Genomic DNA, 822 nt, shown 5'->3' on the forward strand with positions numbered 1-822 from the left:
TAATTATTGCAAGGATTTAGTTCTGTATTGAACAGGACTAAATCCTTTTAGTTTTACTTTGATTAGTTTGTTGTTGTAGCGAAAAATATAATTTGTAATAGGCTTGCTCAAGATTATCAAATACTTGATGGAACTCTCTTATCCAATGATTCTAAAAAATGCCAAACGTTGGAAATAAGCTATTTTAGACAAAGCAAAAAGCCTCAATTGAAGCTTTTTGACTAGAATCATTTTATGGTAAATATTTACCTGAAGCTAGATAGAGTTGATACCATTCGTGGTGTGTCAAATTAACGTCTGCAGCAGTCGCAACATCAATCAAGTGTTGTGGGTTCATAGTACCTACGATAGCTTGCATTTTAGCTGGGTGACGAAGAATCCAAGCGATAGCAATAGCTGCTTTAGAAACGCTATATTTGTTGCCTAATTCTTCAAGAGCTTTATTCAGTTCTGGGAATTTTGGATTATCAATGAACGTTCCTTCGAACATGCCGTATTGCAATGGTGACCAGGCTTGAATGGTAATGTCATGTAAGCGACAGTAGTCCAAGATACCATTATCACGGTCAATAGACATGTCAGTCCCTTTATTGTTGAGATAAAGAGCTTGGTCAATCATTTGAGATTGTTCAAGAGATAATTGCAACTGGTTGAAGACCAATGGTTGTTTGACAAATTTTTTCAAAAGTTCGAGTTGAAGGGGTGGCACATTGCTGATACCAAAGTAACGAACTTTACCAGATCTTTCCAATTCGTCAAAAGCTTCCGCAACTTGTTCTGGTTCAAAAATCAAGTCAGGACGATGAAGCAGAACAGAATCTA

The 822-nt window shown here is 36.5% G+C and carries 1 protein-coding gene and 1 pseudogene; both read right to left on the reverse strand.

Annotated features, from left to right (window positions below; all coding sequences use genetic code 11):
- Positions 1 to 3 precede the first annotated feature (3 nt).
- A pseudogene (locus ACMZ6U_RS10565) lies at positions 4 to 111 on the reverse strand (IS3 family transposase); the annotation flags it as partial.
- Positions 112 to 232: 121 nt separating this feature from the next.
- The coding region (locus tag ACMZ6U_RS10570; protein ID WP_416108367.1) for an aldo/keto reductase at positions 233 to 822 on the reverse strand (590 nt) is incomplete at its 5' end.

It is taken from the genome of Streptococcus pluranimalium (genome assembly GCF_047785745.1).
GTDB classification, from domain to species: Bacteria; Bacillota; Bacilli; order Lactobacillales; family Streptococcaceae; genus Streptococcus; species Streptococcus pluranimalium_B.